Origin of the sequence: Mycolicibacterium doricum (genome assembly GCF_010728155.1) — a bacterium.
In the GTDB taxonomy this organism is placed as follows: Bacteria; Actinomycetota; Actinomycetes; order Mycobacteriales; family Mycobacteriaceae; genus Mycobacterium; species Mycobacterium doricum.
In genome coordinates, this window is sequence record NZ_AP022605.1 from 640,328 (window position 1) to 656,579 (window position 16,252).

Sequence of the window (16,252 nt, forward strand, 5' to 3'; positions counted from 1 at the left end):
CACCGCCGGACACTGGACGCTGACCTGCGGCGATTTGGTTCTCCGCAGGTCCTCACCTAGAATCAAACGGTTGCCTTGGGCAGACCTCGGCCGATCGACGATGCTTGACGCTCCTCGCGCAGGCGCTCATCGCGGACCGGCCCTGCGTGCTCTTCGGTGACAGCAAGGACCGCGTACGTCAGGTCGCGTCCGGGCCCCGGCCCGGCGGTGGGCTTCGCCTGGCGTGCAGACATAACCAGGTCAGGAGATCGAGTGATTCAGCAGGAATCGCGGTTGAAGGTCGCCGACAACACGGGCGCCAAGGAGATCTTGTGCATCCGCGTGCTCGGTGGTTCATCGCGACGCTACGCAGGCATCGGTGATGTCATCGTGGCCACCGTCAAGGAAGCCATCCCCGGCGCCAACGTCAAACGCGGCGACGTCGTCAAGGCCGTCGTGGTGCGCACCGTCAAGGAGCGTCGCCGCGCCGATGGCAGCTACATCAAGTTCGACGAGAACGCCGCCGTGATCATCAAGAACGACAACGATCCGCGCGGCACCCGCATCTTCGGGCCCGTCGGCCGCGAACTGCGTGAGAAGCGCTTCATGAAGATCGTCTCGCTGGCCCCGGAGGTGTTGTAGATGAAGGTCCACAAGGGCGACACCGTGTTGGTTGTCTCCGGTAAAGACAAGGGTGCCAAGGGCAAGGTCATCCGGGCCTACCCCGCACGCAACAAGATCCTCGTCGAGGGCGTCAACCGCATCAAGAAGCACACCGCGGTCTCGAGCAACGAACGCGGCGCATCGTCGGGCGGAATCGTCACCCAGGAGGCGCCGATCCACGTGTCCAACGTGATGGTCGTCGACTCCGACGGCAACCCCACCCGCGTCGGCTACCGCTTCGACGAAGAGACCGGCAAGAAGGTGCGCATCTCGAAGCGCAACGGCAAGGACATCGGCTGACATGACCACTGCAGAGAAAACTCTTCCCCGGCTCAAGCAGCGCTACCGCGAGGAAATTCGCGAGTCGCTGCAGCAGCAGTTCGGCTACGCCAACGTGATGCAAATCCCGGGCGTGGTGAAGGTCGTCGTCAACATGGGTGTCGGTGACGCCGCCCGTGACGCGAAGTTGATCAACGGTGCGGTCAACGACCTCGCCGTGATCACCGGCCAGAAGCCGGAGATCCGCCGCGCCCGCAAGTCCATCGCCCAGTTCAAGCTGCGCGAGGGCATGCCGATCGGTGCCCGCGTGACGCTGCGTGGCGACCGCATGTGGGAGTTCCTGGACCGCCTGGTGGCGATCGCGCTGCCGCGTATCCGCGACTTCCGCGGCCTGAACCCCAAGCAGTTCGACGGCACCGGCAACTACACCTTCGGCCTGACCGAGCAGTCGATGTTCCACGAGATCGACGTGGACAGCATCGACCGCCCCCGCGGCATGGACATCACCGTCGTCACCTCGGCGACGACCGACGACGAAGGACGAGCGCTGCTGCGGGCGCTGGGCTTCCCCTTCAAGGAGAACTGAGCTAATGGCAAAGAAAGCACTGGTCAACAAGGCCAACAAGAAGCCGAAGTTCAAAGTGCGGGCCTACACCCGCTGCCAGCGCTGCGGCCGCCCGCACGCCGTCTTCCGCAAGTTCGGCCTGTGCCGAATCTGCCTTCGCGAGATGGCCCACGCCGGCGAACTGCCCGGTGTGCAGAAGTCCAGCTGGTAAGCCAGCCCAACCACTAACAAAGCAGTTGCGGAAGGCCCTGGAGCCCGAAGTCTCGGGTCTGGGAACCGCCGCGAGAAAGGTGAACCGGCTGTCATGACCATGACGGATCCGATCGCAGACTTCTTGACACGTCTGCGCAACGCCAATTCGGCGTACCACGACGAGGTGACTCTGCCGCACTCGAAGATCAAGGCGAACATCGCCGAGATCCTCAAGTCCGAGGGCTACATCTCCGATTACCGCACCGAGGACGCCCGCGTGGGCAAGTCCCTGGTGGTGCAGCTCAAGTACGGCCCGAGCCGCGAACGCAGCATCGCCGGCCTGCGCCGGGTCTCCAAGCCCGGCCTGCGGGTCTACGCAAAGTCCACCAATCTGCCTCGGGTGCTCGGCGGCCTGGGCGTGGCGATCATCTCCACGTCCTCGGGTCTGCTCACCGATCGTCAGGCAGCGCGATCCGGCGTGGGCGGCGAAGTCCTCGCCTACGTGTGGTGAGGGGGTAGGAAACATGTCGCGTATTGGAAAGCAGCCGGTTCCGGTTCCTGCCGGAGTCGATGTGACGATCGAGGGTCAGAACGTCTCGGTGAAGGGGCCCAAGGGCGCCCTGTCGCTCGCGGTCGCCGAACCGATCGTCGTCGCCCGTGATGACGAGGGCGCCATCGTGGTGACCCGGCCCAACGACGAGCGGCGCAACCGCTCGCTGCACGGGCTGTCCCGCACGCTGGTGGCCAACCTGGTCGAGGGCGTCACGCAGGGATACACCACCAAGATGGAGATCTACGGCGTCGGTTACCGCGTCGCGCTCAAGGGTTCCAACCTGGAGTTCGCGCTCGGGTACAGCCATCCCGTGGTCATCGAGCCGCCGGAGGGCATCACCTTCGCGGTCGAGACGCCCACGAAGTTCTCGGTCTCGGGTATCGACAAGCAGAAGGTCGGCCAGATCTCGGCGATCATCCGCCGCCTGCGCCGCCCCGACCCCTACAAGGGCAAGGGCGTGCGGTACGAGGGTGAGCAGATCCGCCGCAAGGTCGGAAAGACAGGTAAGTAAGCGATGGCACAGGCAACGGATACCAAGCACAAGCCGGTCGGGGCGAACATCTCCCAGACGCGCCGACGGGACCGCATCCGCCGTCACGCACGGCTGCGCAAGAAGGTCGCGGGCACCGCACAGCGGCCGCGTCTGGTGGTGAACCGCTCCTCGCGGCACATCCACGTACAGTTGGTGGACGACCTCACCGGCACGACGCTCGCCGCCGCATCCTCGATCGAGGGTGACGTGCGGGCCGTCGACGGTGACAAGAAGGCGCACAGCGTGCGTGTCGGTCAGCTGATCGCCGAGCGCGCGAAGGCGGCGGGTATCGACGAGGTGGTGTTCGACCGTGGCGGTTACAGCTACGGCGGACGTATCGCCGCGCTCGCCGACGCCGCTCGTGAAGGCGGGCTGAAGTTCTGATGACCGACGTGTTCAACACTGGAAGGACTGCATGATGGCCGAGCAGGCGAACAATGCCGGGCCGGCGACATCCGACGGCCGGGGCTCGCGGGGTGACCGCGATGGTCGTGGCCGCCGCGACGACCGTGGCGGCCGCGGGCGCGACGGTGGCGACAAGAGCAACTACCTCGAGCGTGTCGTCTCGATCAACCGTGTCTCCAAGGTGGTCAAGGGTGGACGGCGCTTCAGCTTCACCGCCCTGGTGATCGTCGGCGACGGCAACGGCATGGTCGGGGTCGGGTACGGCAAAGCCAAGGAGGTTCCGGCCGCCATCGCCAAGGGTGTCGAAGAGGCCCGTAAGGGCTTCTTCCGCGTTCCCCTGATCGGCGGGACCATCGTGCACCCGGTGCAGGGTGAGGCCGCCGCGGGTGTCGTGATGTTGCGTCCGGCGAGCCCCGGTACCGGTGTGATCGCCGGTGGAGCGGCACGCGCGGTGCTGGAATGCGCCGGCGTCCACGACATCCTGGCCAAGTCGCTGGGCAGCGACAACGCGATCAACGTGGTGCATGCCACCGTTGCCGCGCTGAAGATGATCCAGCGTCCCGAAGAAGTGGCGGCCCGACGTGGCCTGCCCCTGGAGGACGTCGCCCCCGCGCGCATGCTCAAGGCTCGCCGTGAGGCCGACGCGCTCGCCGCGTCCTCGTCACGTGAAGGGTCGGTGTGACCATGGCGGAACTGAAGATCACCCAGGTGCGCGGCACCATCGGTGCGCGCTGGAACCAGCGGGAGAGCCTGCGCACGCTCGGCTTGCGGAAGATCCGCCAGTCGGTCGTCCGGGAGGACAATGCGCAGACCCGCGGCCTCATCAAGACCGTGCATCACCTCGTCGTCGTAGAGGAGGTCTGAGACGATGACACAGCCGATCAAACTTCACGACCTGAAGCCGGCCCCCGGGTCGAAGACCGCGAAGACGCGTGTCGGCCGCGGTGAAGGTTCGAAGGGCAAGACCGCGGGCCGCGGCACCAAGGGCACCGGGGCGCGCAAGAACGTCCCCGCCGGGTTCGAGGGCGGCCAGATGCCGATCCACATGCGGCTGCCGAAGCTCAAGGGCTTCCGCAACCGCTTCCGCACCGAGTACGCCGTCATCAACGTCGGCGATCTCGGCCGGCTGTTCCCGAACGGTGGCGACATCGGCCTCGACGAGCTGGTGGCCTCCGGTGCGGTTCGCAAGAACACGCTGGTGAAGGTGCTCGGAGACGGCAAGCTGAGCGCTGCGGTCAACGTCACCGCGCACAAGTTCAGCGGCAGCGCCCGCGAGAAGATCACGGCCGCAGGCGGTTCGGCGACCGAACTGTCCTGACACGTCCGCACGGAGACCCCGCACACTTCGGTGTGTCGGGGTCTTCGTGCGCTTGTGGGTTAGGCGTGTGGCTCAGCCGATCGAATCCCTCGATCGCCATCATGCCGGGGGACGGGGTGATCCCCGAGGGGTGAATTCGTCGGGATCAGTGCGGTTTTGGGGTCGGACTTGTCGTACCCCTCTGAAACAATCGAAACTATGTTCGATGGTTCGTTGCCCGAGGTCGGCGATCTGCGTGCGCTCGGTGACGCCGAGTTGGTCGCGGCCGCCGGCGGGTGGACACGGGTCGAATCTGCCGCCGCAGCGCGCAAACTGGCCGTCATGGCCGAGGTGTTCCGCCGCCGCACCGGCCTCGACGACGCCACCGACCGCAACAACTGGTTCGTCGACCCCGAAGCAAGCGCGGTCAGCGAACTGGCCGCCGCCGGAGAACATCACCGAAAAGCTCGCGATGTTCCAGACCCACCGCGCGGTCATGCTGCGCGACCGTCTCCCCAAGGTCGCCGCCTTGTTCGAACGTGGGCTGATCAGTGATCTGCTCGTGCGCTCCATCGTCGCCCGCACCCTGTTGATCACCGATCCCGATCTCATGGCCGCCGTCGATGCCGCTCTGGCTGACCAGATCACCACATGGGGCCCCAAATCGGAGCGGAAGACCACCGCTGCCATCGACGCCCTGGTCGAGGCCCACGACCCGGGAGCGCTGCGGCACATCAAAGACGCCCCGCAGGAGCGCGGAACGGAGTTCGGTTTCATCGGGGACGCCGCCGGCTTCATGACCGTCTGGGCGCGCATGTACTCTCCCGACGGCGTCGCCCTCGAACAACGCGTCCACGACATGGCGCACTCGGTATGCGCCGAGGACCCCCGCACCATGGACGAGCGCCGCAACGACGCACTGGCCACGATCGCCACCGGCACCAGCCTGCGCTGCGAATGCGACAACCCCGACTGCCCCGGCGCACGCGACGGCCGCCCCGCCAAAGACGTCGTCATCCACGTCGTCACGGAGCAAGCCACTCTGGACCATGCCCGAGCCGCGGCGAACGCACCTGGGCCGCAGCCGGAGGCCGCCGAGCCGGAGGACGCCGTCGGGTCCGCGCCGCAACCACCTCCCGCGCCGCGGCCAGCCTGCCCGGCATCGGCGTTCGTCCTCGGTGGCGGCATGCTCGGCGCCGCCGTGCTCGGCGCCTTCCTCGACCGCGCCAGGATCAGGCCGATCACCCACCCCGGCGACGCCCCACCCGAACCGCAGCACCGACCCTCAGCGGCATTGCAGGACTTCATCCGCAGCCGTGACCTGACTTGCCGCTTCCCCAACTGCGACAGACCCGCTCACCGCTGCGACATCGACCACACCGTGCCCTACCCCGCCGGTCCGACCTGCGCGTCGAACCTCAAATGTCTGTGTCGAAAACACCACTTGCTCAAAACTTTCTGGATCGGTGAAACCGGTTGGCGCGACGAACAACTCGCCGACGGCACGGTCGTCTGGACCTCACCGACCGGCCAGACCTACGCCACCCACCCCGGCAGCACACTGCTGTTCCCGACTCTGTGCACGCCCACCGCCGAGGCGCCACTACAGCAGAGCCCGGAACCCACCAAAGACCGCGGCCTGGCCATGCCCAAACGCCGCCGCACCCGCGCCCAAAACCGCGCCCGCTACATCGAAGCGCAACGCCGACTCAACGACGACCTCGTCGCCGAACGCAACAGACCACCCCCGTTCTGACGCGCGCCGCACCACCTGCATCCACGTCTCCCGGGCCCCCCGAGCCGCGTACGCCAACAGCTCCAGCGGCGCGATCATCATCAGCATCCCCGCACGCCGGTACCCTCGGTCCTATGTTCGCCTTCTTACCCGGCATCCCCGGCGCCGACGACGTGCGCGCCCTGGTGCGACGGGTCGACACCGCTCGCCACAAGGGCATCCCCAGCGGCTGCGTGCTCGAACTCGACCTGATGTCGGTGCCGCCGGAGACCAGCGGCTTCGACCCGCTGGCGATGATCTCGGCTCGCGGGCGTCCCATGGTGCTGCGTCAGGCCGTGGCCGCCATCCACCGCGCCGCCGACGACGACCGCGTGGCCGGCCTGATCGCCCGTGTGCAGATCACCGCCGCACCCGCCGCCCCAGTCCAGGAACTGCGGGAGGCCATCGCTGCCTTCAGTGCCAAGAAGCCCTCGGTTGCCTGGGCCGAAACCTATCCCGGCACGCTGTCCTACTACCTCGCCTCGGCGTTCGGCGAAGTGTGGATGCAGCCGTCGGGCGCCGTCGGGCTCGTCGGCTTCGCCACCAGCGCGCTGTTCCTGCGCGATGCGCTCGACAAAGCCGGCATCCAGGCCCAGTTCACCGCGCGTGGCGAATACAAGTCGGCGGCAAACCTTTTCACCCAGGACAGCTACACCGAGCCGCACCGCGAAGCCGACAGCCGACTCATCGAGAGCCTCAACCAGCAGGTGCTCAGCGCCGTCGCCGCGTCACGCAAGCTCGATACCAAAGACATCGACGCCCTCGCCGACAAGGCCCCGCTGCTGCGTGACGCCGCAGTCGACAGCGGCCTGGTCGACCGCATCGGCTTCCGTGACGAGGCCTACGCGCGGATCGCGGAGCTGACCGGAGCCACGGACATCTCACCTCAGAACGTCGACACCCCCGATGCGCCGCCGCGGCTGTTCCTCTCCCGCTATGCACGTGCCACCGCACCCGGCGGGGGCCCGCCGATCCCCGGCCGCAAAGCCAAGCCCACCATCGCGGTGGTCACCCTGCACGGGCCGATCGTCAGCGGCCGTGGCGGGCCCGGCCCACTGCCGCTGGGCAATTCGAGCGCCGGCGGCGACACCATTGCTGCCGCACTGCGGGAAGCCGCCGCAGACAAGGACGTCTCGGCGATCGTGCTGCGTGTCGAGAGCCCCGGCGGTTCGGTCACCGGCTCGGAGACCATCTGGCGTGAGGTGCTGCGCGCCCGCGAGAACGGCACGCCCGTCGTCGCCTCCATGGGTGCGGTCGCCGCATCCGGCGGCTACTACGTCTCGATGGGTGCCGACGCCATCGTCGCCAACCCGGGCACCATCACCGGATCGATCGGCGTGGTCACCGGCAAGCTCGTCGCCCGCGAACTCAAAGACAGGCTCGGTGTCGGCTCGGATTCGGTGCGCACCAACGCCAACGCCGATGCGTGGTCGGCCGATTCGCCGTTCACCGACGAGCAGCAGGCCCACGTCGAGGCCGAGGCCGACCTGTTCTACACCGATTTCGTCGAACGCGTCGCCGACGGCCGTGGGCTGTCCGTGGACGACGTCTCCAAGGTGGCGCGCGGCCGCGTGTGGACCGGTGCCGACGCCAGGGAACGCGGCCTTGTCGACGAACTCGGCGGGCTGCGCACCGCCATCGACCGGGCCAAGATGCTCGCCGGCCTGGAACCCGACACCGACGTGCGCATCATCGGTTACCCGGCGTCGTCGCTGCTCGACATGCTGCGCCCCAAGCAGTCCTCGCAGCCCGCGGCGGCGTCGCTGCCCGACGCCCTCGGTGTGCTGGTCGGCCGGTCGGTGGTCAATATCATCGACCAGGCCGAGCGGTCGATGAGTGGCGTCAGCGCAGTGTGGTTCGGTGACTATAGGTTCTGAGCGCCGGGCAGGAGGGCAGCGACGCGGGGTTACTGGAGTCGGCCGCTGACGTAGACAATCTCGCCGAGCGGATCGTTGTCGTGTTCCACCGTCGGCACCCCGTGTTGGGCGAATAGGTCCGCGCGTGGGAGGCCCGTCATCTGCCACCCGAGTGACGTCAGGTACTCGACGACGTGTTTGCGGTCCCCGTGGTACACCAGCGACGGCATGTCCAGATCGAGGCCGAACTCGCGCATCTGCGCGGTGCCGGCCCTGGCCTTCTCGGCATCGAAGTTCATGATCCCCGGCACGTACTCGGTCGCCACCGTGCTGCCTGGTGCGCTCAACGCGGTGACGTTGTCGAACAACAGATCCTGGGCCTCGGGCGGTAGATAGATCAGCAGCCCTTCGGCGCACCACGCCGTCGGCGCCGTGCTGTCGAAACCCGCCGCCCGCAGCGCGGCAGGCCAGTCCTCCCGCAGGTCGATCGCGACGGTCCTTCGCTGAGCCGTGGGCTTCGCCCCGATGCCGGCCAGCGTGGACGTCTTGAACTCGATCACCGCAGGCTGGTCGACCTCGAACACCACCGTGCCGTCGGGCCACGGCAGTCGGTAGGCGCGCGAATCCAGGCCCGAGGCCAGGATCACGACCTGACGGATTCCGGCGGCGGTCGAAGCGAGGAAGTAATCGTCGAAAAACTTCGTCCGCAGGGCCATCTCGTCGACACGCGCCTGCATCTCCGCGCCTGCGGCCGGATCCATCCCGGTCAGGTCGAAGTCGCCGTCGGCAACCTTGGTGAAGAAGTCGATACCGACGGCCCGCACCAGCAAAGCGGCGTACGGGTCATCGATCAGGCCACGCGGATCCCGGCTCGCGACGGCCCTGCCCGCGGCGACCATGGTGGCCGTCGCCCCCACACTCGACGCCACGTCCCAACTGTCGCCGTCGGCGCGCGCCATGCCTACCTCATTTCCAACGTCGCCGTCAGATAGCCGGAGCCGGCGGCCACCGCGGCCATGTCCTTCGGATACTCGAACCCGTTGGCAGCGTACGCGTCAGGCGAGGTCAGCACCTCGATCTTCCAACCCCGTCCGGCCAGATAGGTGCCGGCCGGAGTGCGGTCTGCGGTGTAGAAGAGGTCCAGTAGGTCCACGTCGGAGCCCACCTGCTTGGACCATTCGCCGACCCGCTGTAGCCAGGCGTCGCCGCAACCACCGAAATCCATGTGCTCGGTGGCGATCCGGCTACCCGGTGCGGACAGCGCCATGATTGCGTCGAACAGCCGGTCCTGCGCCTCGGGCGGAAGATAGATCAACAACCCCTCGGCGATCCACGCCGTCGGCGCACTCGCGTCAAAGCCGCTGTGCCGCAATGCCTGGGCCCAGTCGTCGCGCAGGTCCACTCCGATGCTGCGCAGTTCGGCGGCGGGGGAGGCGCCGAGGGCGGCCAGGGTGCGGGTTTTGAACTCGATCACCTCCGGCTGGTCGATCTCGTAGACGACGGTCCCGGCGGGCCAGTCCAGCCGGTAGCCCCGGGTGTCGAGGCCGGACGCCAAGATCACCGCCTGACGCACACCTGCAGCACCCGCCGAGGAGAGGAAGTCGTCGAAGAACCGCGTGCGCACCGCAATCTGCTCGCAGGCGCGCCGGTTGTCGAGCATCGGGTGGCCCTCGACGTGCATCTCGCCGTCGGCGCGTCGGTTGCAGTGCTCCAGCCCCACGGCCTTGACCAACGGATCGGCGTACGGATCGAAGATCAGCGGGTCGCGCTGTTTGGACGCCAGCGCGCGTAAGGCGGCCACGCCGGTCGCCGTGGAGCCGACGCTGGACGCCAGATCCCAGGTGTCACCTTCGGTACGGGCCATGACGATGTCCTAACTCTTGGTCGCGGTCACGGCGAGCGACTGGCGTAGCGCCTCGACCTCCTCGCCGGTGGGGAACGGGCGCCCGTAGTGGGCGAACACCTCCGGTCTGCTGCGCGCCTGGACATCCCAGCCGCGCTCGCGCAGATAGTCGACGACCAGGTTGCGCTCACCGTCGTAGCAGAGGTCGGCCATGTCGAGGTCGAGGCCTTGGCGGCGCAACTCCTCGGCCATCCGCTGCGAGCTCGCGCCCATTCGCATCCCCGCGTCCGGGTGGAACTCGGTGGCCAGGCGGCTGCCCGGCGCCGACAGCGCGGTGATGTTGTCGAACAACCGGTCCTGCGCGTCCGGCGGCAGATAGATCAGTAGCCCCTCGGCGATCCACGCCGTGGGCACCTGCGGGTCGAAACCACGGTCCCGCAGTGCGCCCGGCCAATCGCCGCGCAGGTCGATCGCGACGGTGCGCAGTTCGGCCGCGGGGGAGGCGCCGAGCTCGGCCAGCGTGCGGGTCTTGAACTCGATGACCTGCGGCTGGTCGATCTCGTAGACGACCGTCCCCGTCGGCCACGGCAGCCGGTACGCGCGGGCATCGAGGCCGGAGGCGAGGATGACCGCCTGTGTCGTACCCGAGGCCAAGAAGAAGTCGTCAAAGAAGCGGGTGCGCACTGCCATGACGTCGGTCATCGCCTGCAGCGCCGCGGCGTTGTCGGCCTCCAGGGTGACCTCCCCGTCGAGCAGTTTGACGAAGTACTCCACGCCCACCGCGCGCACGAGCGCTTCGGCATACGGATCGTCGATCAGTGCGTCGGGCCCCCGGCTGGCCACCGCGCGCGCCGTGGCGACCATCGTCGCGGTCGCTCCGACGCTGGACGCCAGGTCCCAGGTGTCGTTGTCGGTACGTGCCATCGGTTGACCCCTTCTCGAGATTGCGACCCGTCGATTTCCTTAGCTGGGTTAACCAGCTTGCGCCGACTGTACGCTTCGATTGTGTAGGCAATCTGCGAGCGCGCAGCGATGCGGGCATGCCCGGTGGCAACTGTTAGTCTCGTAGACTGTTTGACGCGTGCCGTTAGCAGGCGAGATGTCTGTCCGAGACGGTGCGTGTGACTTGACCATGACGCTGGTTTGTCCAGCCCCATTTGGCACGCCGCGCTCAAGAGGTCGGCTGCGCAGGAGGAAAGAGTGCTTTCGGCTTTCATCTCGTCGCTGCGGACGGCCGACCTGAGGCGCAAGATCCTGTTCACACTGGGCGTGGTGCTGCTCTATCGGGTCGGCGCCTCGCTGCCGTCTCCGGGAGTCAACTACCCCAACGTGCAGGAGTGCATCGCGCAGGTCAGCGGCGGTGAGTCGGGACAGATCTACTCGTTGATCAACCTGTTTTCCGGGGGCGCACTGCTGCAGCTGTCGGTGTTCGCGGTGGGCGTCATGCCGTACATCACCGCGAGCATCATCGTGCAGCTGTTGACCGTGGTGATCCCGCGGTTCGAACAGCTGCGCAAAGAGGGGCAGGCCGGCCAGTCCAAGATGACGCAGTACACGCGTTATCTAGCGGTCGCGCTGGCCGTGCTGCAGTCGACCAGCATCGTCGCGCTGGCCGCCAACGGCGGTCTGCTGCAGGGCTGCGCCCTCGACATCATCAACGACCAGTCGATCTTCTCGCTGCTGGTCATCGTGCTGGTGATGACGGCAGGCGCCACGCTGGTCATGTGGATGGGTGAACTCGTCACCGAGCGCGGGATCGGCAACGGCATGTCGCTGATCATCTTCGCCAGCATCGCCGCCGCCATGCCCGGCGAGGGCAAGTCGATCCTCGACAGCCGCGGCGGCATGGTGTTCGCCGCCGTCTGCGCCGGCGCGCTGGTCATCATCATCGGTGTCGTGTTCGTCGAGCAGGGCCAGCGCCGCATCCCGGTGCAGTACGCCAAGCGCATGGTCGGCCGCCGGATGTACGGCGGCACCTCGACCTACCTGCCGCTGAAGGTCAACCAGGCCGGCGTCATCCCCGTCATCTTCGCGTCGTCATTGATCTACATCCCGCAGCTGATCACGCAGCTGATCCAGAGCGGCAGCGCCAACCCGGGCACCGGCTGGTGGGACCGTCTGGTCGCGGAGTACCTGACGGACCCGAGCAGCCCCTGGTACATCGGCATCTACTTCGCGCTGATCATCTTCTTCACCTACTTCTACGTGTCCATCACGTTCAACCCGGACGAGCGGGCCGACGAGATGAAGAAGTTCGGCGGCTTCATCCCGGGCATCCGGCCCGGTAAACCGACCGCCGACTACCTCCGCTACGTGCTGAGCCGGATCACCCTGCCGGGCTCGATCTACCTCGGCGTCATCGCCGTCATCCCGAACCTGTTCCTCACCGTCGGCAGCGGCGGTCCCGTGCAGAACCTGCCCTTCGGCGGCGTCGGTGTGCTGATCATGATCGGCGTGGGTCTGGACACCGTGAAACAGATCGAGAGCCAGCTCATGCAGCGAAACTACGAAGGGTTCCTGAAGTGAGGATCGTTCTCCTGGGACCGCCGGGCGCGGGCAAGGGCACGCAGGCGGCGAAGCTGGCCGACAAGCTCGGGGTGCCGCACATCTCGACCGGTGACCTGTTCCGCGACAACATCAAGGGCGAGACCGAACTGGGCCTGGCGGCCAAGCGGTACCTCGACGCCGGCGACCTGGTGCCGAGCACCCTCACCAACGCGCTGGTCGAGGATCGCATCGGCCAGGACGACGCCAAGGACGGCTTCATCCTCGACGGCTATCCCCGTTCGGTCGAACAGGCCGACGCGCTGGAGAAGATGCTCGAGGACCGCAACCTGTCCCTCGACGCGGTCATCGAGTTCCGCGTCTCCGAGGAGGAGCTGCTGACCCGGCTCAAGGGCCGCGGCCGCGCCGACGACACCGAAGAGGTCATCCTCAACCGGATGAAGGTGTACCGCGACGAGACCGCGCCGCTGCTCGACCGCTACCGCGACGAACTGAAGACCGTCGACGCCGTCGGCTCCGTGGACGAGGTGTTCGCCCGGGCGTTGCAGGCACTGGGCAAGTGACGTGGCCGGCCTGAGGCTGCGCAGGGACAAGGTCGTCGCGCAACGCACCCCCGCGGAGCTGGACGCGATGGCGGCCGCCGGTGCGCTCGTCGCGGCGGCGCTGAGCGCGGTGCGTGACGCGGCCGCGCCGGGAGTGAGCACCAAAGAGCTCGACGTGATCGCCGAATCCGTCATCCGCGACGGTGGCGGTATCCCGTCGTTCCTCGGCTACCACGGCTTCCCGGCGAGCATCTGCTCCTCGGTCAACGACCGTGTCGTCCACGGCATCCCGTCGGCCACCGAGATCCTGGCCTCCGGTGATCTGGTCTCCATCGACTGCGGCGCCATCCTCGACGGCTGGCACGGCGACTCGGCGATCACCTTCGGCGTCGGCCCGCTCATCCCCGTCGACGAGGCGCTCTCGGCGGCCACCCGGGAGTCCATGGAGTCGGGCATTGCCGCGATGCTGCCCGGCAATCGGCTGACCGACGTCTCGTACGCCATCGAGAAGGGCACCCGCGCCGCCGAGGCGCGGTATCAGCGCGCCTTCGGCATCGTCGACGGTTACGGCGGGCACGGCATCGGCAGGCAGATGCACATGGACCCGTTCCTGCCCAACGAGGGCGCCCCCGGACGCGGCCCGCACCTTGCCCCCGGATCGGTGCTGGCGATCGAGCCGATGCTCACCCTCGGCACGACCAAGACCAAAGTGCTCGAGGACGAGTGGACCGTCATCACCGCAGACGGTTCGCGCGCGGCACACTGGGAGCACACCGTGGCGGTCACCGAGGACGGACCCCGAATCCTCACCCTCCCTGCGGCCTGAACGGTGACCGACGGGCCCGACGAGCACGACCCGATCGCCCTGGCCCGTGCGAACTGGGAATCGGCCGGATGGGGTGAGGTCGCCGACGGGATGGTCGCCGTCACCTCCGTCATGCGGGCGCACCAGATCCTGCTGGCCCGCGTCGAGAACGCCTTACGCCCCTACGATCTGAGCTTCTCCCGATTCGAGCTGCTGCGATTGCTGGCGTTCAGCCGCTCCGGCGCGTTGCCGATCACGAAGGCCTCCGACCGGTTGCAGGTACACGTCACCAGCGTCACGCACGCCATCCGGCGGCTGGAGGCCGGCGGGCTGGTGGAGCGCATCCCGCACCCCACCGACGGTCGCACCACGCTGGTGAGGATCACCGAACTCGGCTGCTCGACCGTCGAGGACGCCACCGTGACGCTCAACAACGAGGTGTTCGCCGACATCGGGATGTCGGCCGAAGAGTCCCGCTCGCTGGCCGCCTCGATCGAGACGCTCCGTCGCCACGCCGGGGATTTCTAGGCCGGGGACGGCAGCGGGATCGTGGCGGTCACCGCCGTGCCCGCCCCCGGCCGCGACCGGATGTTGAGGCGGCCGCCGACGATCTCCGCCCGCTCGGCCATCGACAACAGCCCGTAGCCACCCATCTCGTCGCCGCCGAGCGGATGTTCGAACGTGTCGAATCCCACGCCGTCGTCGATGATCTCGAGTCGCGCGACATCGTCGGCCACCCCGAACGTCAACCTCGCCGTGGCGGCCCCGGAATGTTTGACCACGTTCTGCAGGCACTCCTGCGCGATGCGGTACAGCGCCAGTTCGATGTGATCGGGCACCCGGCGCTCGGCAAGGTCGACATCGATGTGCACCTGCGGGATGGACCGTGCCAGGCTCGCCAGCCCGCCCGCCAACCCGAGGTCGTCGAGTACCGGTGGCCGCAGACCACTGATCGCGGCGCGCGCCTCGCCCAGCGTCAGCGCCACCAGCTCACGGGCCTTGCCGAGCTGTTCGGCCACCACATGCGGATCCTCGATCCCGCGGACCGCGGCGTCGAGCCGGTAGGACAGCGTCACCAGGCGCTGAGAGATGCCGTCGTGGATGTCGCCGGCCAGCCGACGGCGCTCGATCTCCTGCGCCTCGATCACCTGCTCGACGAAGTTCTCATGCGCCCGTTCGCGCGCCACCAACTGCCGGTGCAACCGCGCCTGGTGCAGTGCGCCCGCGATGAGCCTGCCGATCACCAGCAGCAGTTCCACGTCGGGCCCGGAGAAGTCGCGCCGCTCGACGGTGTGCACGTTGAGCACCCCCACCAGACCGCCGGGGTCGGTTTGCATCGGCACCGACACCATCGAGGTGAAGTCCTTGCCGCGCAAGGACTGGAACGGCTTGTAGCGCGGGTCGGACTCCTTGTCGTGGCCGATCACCACCGGCTGACGGTGGCTGGCCACCCAGCCGGAGATACCCTGGCCCAGCGGCAGCCGGATCTTGCCGATCTGACTGTCGAACGGCGGGGTGGCGCCGGCCAGGGTCAGCGACCGGTCGGAGTCGTCGAGCACGTGGACGAAACAGACGTCGGTGCCGGTGGCCGCGGTGATCATCCGCGCGGCCGCGGCCGCGAGCGGTTCCACCCCGGGCCCGCTGGACGCCGCCTGGATCAGCTCGCGCAACAGGGCCAACTCCCGGTCGGCGGTCAGCAGCGAACGCGCACTCACCGGTAGATGCCCTCTCGCAGCGCCGTCGCCACCGCGCCGGCGCGGTCACCGACGCCCAGCTTGCGGTAGATCGACCGAAGATGGGTTTTCACCGTCTCCTCCCCGATGACCAGCTTGGCGGCGATCCCGCGGTTGGAGAGCCCGGTCACCACGAAGGAGAGGATCTCGCTCTCGCGCTGGGTGAGACCCTGGCGGGCGCCCGGCCAGAACTCGTCGCGCTGCAGCCGGGCGGCGGTGTCCACCGCTCTGGCCGCCATGCCCGGATCGATGGCGGTCTCCCCGCGATGGACCAGTTCCAGCTGACGGACCAGCTCGTCGCTGCCGATGCTCTTGAGCAGGTATCCCGACGCGCCCACCCGCAGGGCCTGGAACAGATACTGCTCGTCGTCGTACACCGACAGCATGACCACCTTTTGCTGCGGATCACGCCCGCGCAGTTGCCGGCACAGGTCCAGCCCGCTGGCACCCTGCATCCGCACGTCGCACAGCACGATGTCCGGGCGCAGCTCGGCGACGACGCCGACGGCGCGTTCGGCGCCCACCGCCTGCCCGACCACCGCGACACGGTCGTCGTAGGTCGCCAGCATGGCCTTGAGTCCCTCGATGACCATCTCGTGGTCGTCGACCAGGACGATCCGCACTGGCCCGGCCATGCGCATCACCTTAAAGGCGGGAGGGGCGCGGCCGGCCAACTTCGCCACGTCGAATCCCCCAAAAGGGGGAGGACGGCGACGTGTGGCCTGCGCC

The 16,252-nt window shown here is 67.8% G+C and carries 22 protein-coding genes; 17 read left to right on the plus strand and 5 right to left on the minus strand.

The window, feature by feature from the left end:
* Positions 1 to 252: 252 nt before the first annotated feature.
* The 13 genes from rplN (at position 253) to sppA (ending at position 8,116) form a co-directional block, all read left to right on the plus strand.
* On the plus strand, positions 253 to 621 hold the full coding sequence (gene rplN, locus G6N07_RS03230) for a 50S ribosomal protein L14 (protein WP_011558441.1): 369 nt from the start codon (positions 253 to 255) through the stop codon (positions 619 to 621).
* On the plus strand, positions 622 to 942 hold the full coding sequence (gene rplX / locus G6N07_RS03235; RefSeq protein ID WP_085192402.1) for a 50S ribosomal protein L24: 321 nt from the start codon (positions 622 to 624) through the stop codon (positions 940 to 942).
* A 1-nt stretch (position 943) separates the two neighbouring features.
* A complete protein-coding gene (gene rplE, locus G6N07_RS03240) occupies positions 944 to 1,507 on the plus strand; it encodes a 50S ribosomal protein L5 (RefSeq protein WP_085192401.1) in 564 nt (187 codons plus the stop codon).
* A 4-nt stretch (positions 1,508 to 1,511) separates the two neighbouring features.
* A complete protein-coding gene (locus G6N07_RS03245) occupies positions 1,512 to 1,697 on the plus strand; it encodes a type Z 30S ribosomal protein S14 (RefSeq protein ID WP_059101363.1) in 186 nt (61 codons plus the stop codon).
* Between the two features lie 93 nt (positions 1,698 to 1,790).
* Entirely contained in the window at positions 1,791 to 2,189 is a 399-nt protein-coding gene (gene rpsH, locus G6N07_RS03250; protein ID WP_011558445.1) for a 30S ribosomal protein S8, read from the plus strand.
* A 13-nt stretch (positions 2,190 to 2,202) separates the two neighbouring features.
* Entirely contained in the window at positions 2,203 to 2,742 is a 540-nt protein-coding gene (gene rplF, locus G6N07_RS03255) for a 50S ribosomal protein L6 (RefSeq protein WP_085192400.1), read from the plus strand.
* A gap of 3 nt (positions 2,743 to 2,745) precedes the next feature.
* Positions 2,746 to 3,147 (plus strand): 50S ribosomal protein L18, encoded by a 402-nt coding sequence (gene rplR / locus G6N07_RS03260; RefSeq protein WP_085192399.1) that lies wholly within the window; start codon positions 2,746 to 2,748, stop codon positions 3,145 to 3,147.
* Between the two features lie 31 nt (positions 3,148 to 3,178).
* The gene (rpsE, locus tag G6N07_RS03265) at positions 3,179 to 3,850 is read left to right on the plus strand and encodes a 30S ribosomal protein S5 (RefSeq protein WP_085192398.1); all 672 of its coding nucleotides are present in this window, start codon (positions 3,179 to 3,181) and stop codon (positions 3,848 to 3,850) included.
* Between the two features lie 2 nt (positions 3,851 to 3,852).
* Positions 3,853 to 4,032: a 50S ribosomal protein L30 gene (rpmD, locus tag G6N07_RS03270; RefSeq protein WP_011854818.1), complete on the plus strand. Its 180-nt coding sequence runs from the start codon at positions 3,853 to 3,855 to the stop codon at positions 4,030 to 4,032.
* Between the two features lie 4 nt (positions 4,033 to 4,036).
* Positions 4,037 to 4,486, plus strand: a complete 450-nt coding sequence (gene rplO, locus G6N07_RS03275; protein ID WP_085192397.1) for a 50S ribosomal protein L15 — start codon at positions 4,037 to 4,039, stop codon at positions 4,484 to 4,486.
* A gap of 198 nt (positions 4,487 to 4,684) precedes the next feature.
* On the plus strand, positions 4,685 to 5,020 hold the full coding sequence (locus G6N07_RS20090; protein WP_235849918.1) for a hypothetical protein: 336 nt from the start codon (positions 4,685 to 4,687) through the stop codon (positions 5,018 to 5,020).
* Entirely contained in the window at positions 4,962 to 6,221 is a 1,260-nt protein-coding gene (locus G6N07_RS03280) for an HNH endonuclease signature motif containing protein (RefSeq protein ID WP_244949039.1), read from the plus strand. The genes G6N07_RS20090 and G6N07_RS03280 overlap by 59 nt, the downstream gene beginning before the upstream one ends.
* 113 nt (positions 6,222 to 6,334) lie before the next feature.
* Positions 6,335 to 8,116: a signal peptide peptidase SppA gene (gene sppA, locus G6N07_RS03285; protein ID WP_085192396.1), complete on the plus strand. Its 1,782-nt coding sequence runs from the start codon at positions 6,335 to 6,337 to the stop codon at positions 8,114 to 8,116.
* Between the two features lie 29 nt (positions 8,117 to 8,145).
* Here the strand turns inward: sppA and G6N07_RS03290 are convergent, their stop codons facing one another.
* The 3 genes from G6N07_RS03290 to G6N07_RS03300 are packed head-to-tail and all read right to left on the minus strand — an operon-like array spanning position 8,146 to position 10,862.
* Positions 8,146 to 9,054 (minus strand): class I SAM-dependent methyltransferase, encoded by a 909-nt coding sequence (locus tag G6N07_RS03290; RefSeq protein ID WP_085192395.1) that lies wholly within the window; start codon positions 9,052 to 9,054, stop codon positions 8,146 to 8,148.
* Positions 9,055 to 9,056: 2 nt separating this feature from the next.
* Positions 9,057 to 9,959, minus strand: coding sequence for a class I SAM-dependent methyltransferase (locus tag G6N07_RS03295; RefSeq protein WP_085192394.1), 903 nt, complete (start codon positions 9,957 to 9,959; stop codon positions 9,057 to 9,059).
* 9 nt (positions 9,960 to 9,968) lie between these two features.
* A complete protein-coding gene (locus tag G6N07_RS03300; RefSeq protein ID WP_085192393.1) occupies positions 9,969 to 10,862 on the minus strand; it encodes a class I SAM-dependent methyltransferase in 894 nt (297 codons plus the stop codon).
* Positions 10,863 to 11,138: 276 nt separating this feature from the next.
* Between G6N07_RS03300 and secY the strand changes: the two genes are divergently transcribed.
* Genes secY through G6N07_RS03320 form a run of 4 tightly spaced genes read left to right on the plus strand, consistent with a single transcriptional unit; the run spans position 11,139 to position 14,318 of the window.
* Positions 11,139 to 12,464, plus strand: a complete 1,326-nt coding sequence (gene secY, locus G6N07_RS03305; protein ID WP_085192392.1) for a preprotein translocase subunit SecY — start codon at positions 11,139 to 11,141, stop codon at positions 12,462 to 12,464.
* Positions 12,461 to 13,006 (plus strand): adenylate kinase, encoded by a 546-nt coding sequence (locus tag G6N07_RS03310; protein WP_085192391.1) that lies wholly within the window; start codon positions 12,461 to 12,463, stop codon positions 13,004 to 13,006. The genes secY and G6N07_RS03310 overlap by 4 nt, the downstream gene beginning before the upstream one ends.
* Before the next feature lies 1 nt (position 13,007).
* Positions 13,008 to 13,811, plus strand: a complete 804-nt coding sequence (gene map / locus G6N07_RS03315; RefSeq protein WP_085192390.1) for a type I methionyl aminopeptidase — start codon at positions 13,008 to 13,010, stop codon at positions 13,809 to 13,811.
* 3 nt (positions 13,812 to 13,814) lie between these two features.
* Complete coding sequence (locus G6N07_RS03320; protein WP_085192389.1) at positions 13,815 to 14,318, plus strand: MarR family winged helix-turn-helix transcriptional regulator; 504 nt, start codon at positions 13,815 to 13,817, stop codon at positions 14,316 to 14,318.
* Here the strand turns inward: G6N07_RS03320 and G6N07_RS03325 are convergent.
* Both G6N07_RS03325 and G6N07_RS03330 read right to left on the minus strand, forming a co-directional pair.
* Positions 14,315 to 15,505, minus strand: a complete 1,191-nt coding sequence (locus tag G6N07_RS03325) for a GAF domain-containing sensor histidine kinase (RefSeq protein ID WP_085192388.1) — start codon at positions 15,503 to 15,505, stop codon at positions 14,315 to 14,317. The two genes, G6N07_RS03320 and G6N07_RS03325, sit on opposite strands and share 4 nt — an antisense overlap.
* The gene (locus tag G6N07_RS03330; RefSeq protein WP_085192463.1) at positions 15,502 to 16,158 is read right to left on the minus strand and encodes a response regulator; all 657 of its coding nucleotides are present in this window, start codon (positions 16,156 to 16,158) and stop codon (positions 15,502 to 15,504) included. The genes G6N07_RS03325 and G6N07_RS03330 overlap by 4 nt, the downstream gene beginning before the upstream one ends.
* Between the last annotated feature and the right edge of the window lie 94 nt (positions 16,159 to 16,252).

Coding starts and splice junctions, on each gene's coding strand:
- G6N07_RS03330 (WP_085192463.1), bottom strand. CDS start 16,158: ATGGCCGGGCCAGTGCGGATCGTCCTGGTCGACGACCACGAGATGGTC.
- G6N07_RS03280 (WP_244949039.1), top strand. CDS start 4,962: ATGCTGCGCGACCGTCTCCCCAAGGTCGCCGCCTTGTTCGAACGTGGG.
- sppA (WP_085192396.1), top strand. CDS start 6,335: ATGTTCGCCTTCTTACCCGGCATCCCCGGCGCCGACGACGTGCGCGCC.
- rplF (WP_085192400.1), top strand. CDS start 2,203: ATGTCGCGTATTGGAAAGCAGCCGGTTCCGGTTCCTGCCGGAGTCGAT.
- rplO (WP_085192397.1), top strand. CDS start 4,037: ATGACACAGCCGATCAAACTTCACGACCTGAAGCCGGCCCCCGGGTCG.
- G6N07_RS03300 (WP_085192393.1), bottom strand. CDS start 10,862: ATGGCACGTACCGACAACGACACCTGGGACCTGGCGTCCAGCGTCGGA.
- rplE (WP_085192401.1), top strand. CDS start 944: ATGACCACTGCAGAGAAAACTCTTCCCCGGCTCAAGCAGCGCTACCGC.
- G6N07_RS03290 (WP_085192395.1), bottom strand. CDS start 9,054: ATGGCGCGCGCCGACGGCGACAGTTGGGACGTGGCGTCGAGTGTGGGG.
- G6N07_RS03245 (WP_059101363.1), top strand. CDS start 1,512: ATGGCAAAGAAAGCACTGGTCAACAAGGCCAACAAGAAGCCGAAGTTC.
- G6N07_RS20090 (WP_235849918.1), top strand. CDS start 4,685: ATGTTCGATGGTTCGTTGCCCGAGGTCGGCGATCTGCGTGCGCTCGGT.
- rpmD (WP_011854818.1), top strand. CDS start 3,853: ATGGCGGAACTGAAGATCACCCAGGTGCGCGGCACCATCGGTGCGCGC.
- rplX (WP_085192402.1), top strand. CDS start 622: ATGAAGGTCCACAAGGGCGACACCGTGTTGGTTGTCTCCGGTAAAGAC.
- G6N07_RS03295 (WP_085192394.1), bottom strand. CDS start 9,959: ATGGCCCGTACCGAAGGTGACACCTGGGATCTGGCGTCCAGCGTCGGC.
- rpsE (WP_085192398.1), top strand. CDS start 3,179: ATGATGGCCGAGCAGGCGAACAATGCCGGGCCGGCGACATCCGACGGC.
- rplR (WP_085192399.1), top strand. CDS start 2,746: ATGGCACAGGCAACGGATACCAAGCACAAGCCGGTCGGGGCGAACATC.
- rpsH (WP_011558445.1), top strand. CDS start 1,791: ATGACCATGACGGATCCGATCGCAGACTTCTTGACACGTCTGCGCAAC.